Annotated in this window: 2 tRNA genes and 2 rRNA genes; all 4 read left to right on the forward strand. The window is 53.4% G+C overall.

The window, feature by feature from the left end:
• A 16S ribosomal RNA gene (locus tag ACHHRT_RS13625) occupies positions 1-1,553 on the forward strand; the annotation flags it as partial.
• A 138-nt stretch (positions 1,554-1,691) separates the two neighbouring features.
• Positions 1,692-1,770: transfer RNA gene (locus ACHHRT_RS13630), tRNA-Ile, on the forward strand.
• Positions 1,771-1,780: 10 nt separating this feature from the next.
• A tRNA-Ala gene (locus ACHHRT_RS13635) sits at positions 1,781-1,856 on the forward strand.
• 143 nt (positions 1,857-1,999) lie between these two features.
• Positions 2,000-3,536 (forward strand): 23S ribosomal RNA (locus ACHHRT_RS13640); the annotation flags it as partial.

The following is a 3,536-nucleotide window of genomic DNA, read 5'->3' on the forward strand; positions in this document are numbered from 1 at the left end:
GTTTGATCATGGCTCAGATTGAACGCTGGCGGCGTGCTTAACACATGCAAGTCGAACGAGAAAGGGGCTTCGGCCCTGAGTAGAGTGGCGCACGGGTGAGTAACGCGTAAGTAACCTACCCCTTTATCTGGGATAACAGTTCGAAAGGGCTGCTAATACCGGATACGTTCCCTGGTCGCGAGACTGGGGAGGAAAGGTGACCTCTTCTTGAAAGTTACCGTAGAGGGAGGGGCTTGCGTACCATTAGCTAGTTGGTGGGGTAACGGCTCACCAAGGCAACGATGGTTAGCGGGTCTGAGAGGATGATCCGCCACACTGGAACTGAAACACGGACCAGACTCCTACGGGAGGCAGCAGTGAGGAATATTGCGCAATGGAGGAAACTCTGACGCAGCGACGCCGCGTGAGTGAAGAAGGCCTTCGGGTTGTAAAGCTCTGTCGGAAGGGAAGAAATGCATAGCGGTTAATACCCGTTATGTTTGACGGTACCTTCAAAGGAAGCACCGGCTAACTCCGTGCCAGCAGCCGCGGTAATACGGAGGGTGCGAGCGTTAATCGGAATTACTGGGCGTAAAGGGCGCGTAGGCGGCCGATCAAGTCAGGTGTGAAAGCCCACGGCTCAACCGTGGATGTGCATTTGAAACTGGTTGGCTTGAGTATCGGAAGGGGAGATGGAATTCCCGGTGTAGAGGTGAAATTCGTAGATATCGGGAGGAATACCGGTGGCGAAGGCGATCTTCTGGACGAATACTGACGCTGAGGCGCGAAAGCGTGGGGAGCAAACAGGATTAGATACCCTGGTAGTCCACAGCTGTAAACGATGTGCACTAGATGTAGGGGGGAATTGACCCCCTCTGTGTCGTAGCTAACGCGATAAGTGCACCGCCTGGGGAGTACGGCCGCAAGGTTAAAACTCAAAGGAATTGACGGGGGCCCGCACAAGCGGTGGAGTATGTGGTTTAATTCGACGCAACGCGCAGAACCTTACCTGGGCTTGACATCCCGGAGATCTTCAGGAAACTGGAGAGTGCTTTCATTAGAAAGAATCCGGAGACAGGTGCTGCATGGCTGTCGTCAGCTCGTGTCGTGAGATGTTGGGTTAAGTCCCGCAACGAGCGCAACCCTCGCCTTTAGTTGCCAGCATTAAGTTGGGCACTCTAGAGGGACTGCCGGTGTCAAACCGGAGGAAGGTGGGGATGACGTCAAGTCCTCATGGCCTTTATGTCCAGGGCTACACACGTACTACAATGGCCGGTACAGAGGGCAGCGACTTAGCGATAAGTAGCGAATCTCATAAAGCCGGTCTCAGTCCGGATTGGAGTCTGCAACTCGACTCCATGAAGTTGGAATCGCTAGTAATCGCGGATCAGCATGCCGCGGTGAATACGTTCCCGGGCCTTGTACACACCGCCCGTCACACCACGAAAGTTGGTTGTTCCAGAAGCGGTTGGGCTAACCCGCAAGGGAGGCAGGCTGCCAAGGAATGGTCGGTAATTGGGGTGAAGTCGTAACAAGGTAGCCGTAGGGGAACCTGCGGCTGGATCACCTCCTTTTAAAGGAAGTTGGGCATAGCCCAACGGGGTCAATCCCATCATTTTCTCTGCTTAGTTTTGAGGGATCGCTTGATATGATCTTTAGGAGAGCGAAACGGAAGTCCGTGGATTAATGCGGATGGAAGGCGACCGAAAGACGGGCCTATAGCTCAGTTCTGGTTAGAGCGCACGCCTGATAAGCGTGAGGTCACTGGTTCAAGTCCAGTTAGGCCCACCACTTATCGTTCGGGGGTGTAGCTCAGCTGGGAGAGCGCCTGCCTTGCACGCAGGAGGCCATCGGTTCGAACCCGTTCACCTCCACCATAGAATTTATGATATAGTCACCATAGAGTGACGGCACCTTTTTTTGTTTGGTGTAGTAGTTTTAGATCTTTGATAATTGAATATGTTGTAAGAATGCACTAGTAGCTGAGGTTGTGCGAGCAACTTTTAGGATACAGATATTTGGTCAAGCTACTAAGGGCAGACGGTGGATGCCTTGGTACCAGGAGGCGATGAAGGACGCGGTAAGCTGCGAAAAGCTTCGGGGAGCTGCTAACAGGCTTTGATCCGGAGGTTTCCGAATGGGGCAACCCGGCCGGGTAAAACCCGGTCATCGTGTACTGAATAAATAGGTACACGAAGCGAACGGGGGGAAGTGAAACATCTCAGTACCCCCAGGAGAAGAAATCAATTGAGATTCCGTAAGTAGTGGCGAGCGAACGCGGATCAGCCCAAACCGCAGTACTTGTACTGCGGGGTTGTGGGGCCCCGATATGGGATGATGAGAGGTAGCAGAACGGTCTGGAAAGGCCGGCCATAGACGGTGATAGCCCGGTATGTGAAATCTTGAATCACCCTAGGGTGTCCCCGAGTACCACGGGACACGTGAAACCCCGTGGGAATCCGGGAGGACCATCTTCCAAGGCTAAATACTACCTGGTGACCGATAGTGAACCAGTACCGTGAGGGAAAGGTGAAAAGCACCCCGGGAGGGGAGTGAAATAGACCCTGAAACCGTCTGCTTACAAGCAGTGGAAGCACTATGTCGCAAGACAGTGTAACCGCGTGCCTTTTGCATAATGAGTCAGCGAGTTATCCTATGCAGCGAGGTTAAGCCGTGAGGTGTAGCCGTAGCGAAAGCGAGTCTTAATAGGGCGAATCAGTTGCATGGGGTAAACCCGAAGCCGGGTGATCTAGCCATGGCCAGGGTGAAGCGAAGGTAACACTTCGTGGAGGCCCGAACCGATATAGGTTGAAAACTGTTCGGATGAGCTGTGGCTAGGAGTGAAAGGCTAATCAAACTCGGGAATAGCTGGTTTTCTCCGAAATATATTTAGGTATAGCCTCGTGTGATGACTGACGGAGGTAGAGCACTGACTGGGCTAGGGGTCCCCACAGGATTACCAACCCCTGTCAAACTCCGAATACCGTCAAGCTCAAGCACGGGAGTCAGACTACGGGTGATAAGATTCGTGGTCGAAAGGGAAAGAGCCCAGACCACCGGTTAAGGTCCCTAAATGCATGCTAAGTGGTAAAGGATGTGGAACTGCCCAGACAACCAGGAGGTTGGCTTAGAAGCAGCAATCCTTCAAAGAAAGCGTAATAGCTCACTGGTCGAGTGGGTCTGCGCCGAAAATTCAACGGGGCTAAGCATGCTACCGAAGCCGTGGATTTCATCGCAAGATGGAGTGGTAGGAGAACATTGTGGTAGCCGTCGAAGGTACACCGAAAGGAGTGCTGGAGGTCCCACAAGAGCTTATGCTGACACGAGTAGCGCAAATGCGGGTGAGAACCCCGCACACCGAAAGCCTAAGGTTTCCTGTGGTCAAGTCAATCTGCCCAGGGTTAGCCGGCCCCTAAGGCGAGGCCGAGAGGCGTAGTCGATGGGAAGCAGGTGAATATTCCTGCGCCGTTGTATCAACGTTTGAGTGAAGGGGGGACGCAGAAGGGTAGGCCAGCCGGGTGTTGGAAGTCCCGGTTTAAGCGTGTAGGCGGGAAGGA

This window comes from Desulfurivibrio modestus (genome assembly GCF_044068625.1).
In the GTDB taxonomy this organism is placed as follows: Bacteria; Desulfobacterota; Desulfobulbia; order Desulfobulbales; family Desulfurivibrionaceae; genus Desulfurivibrio.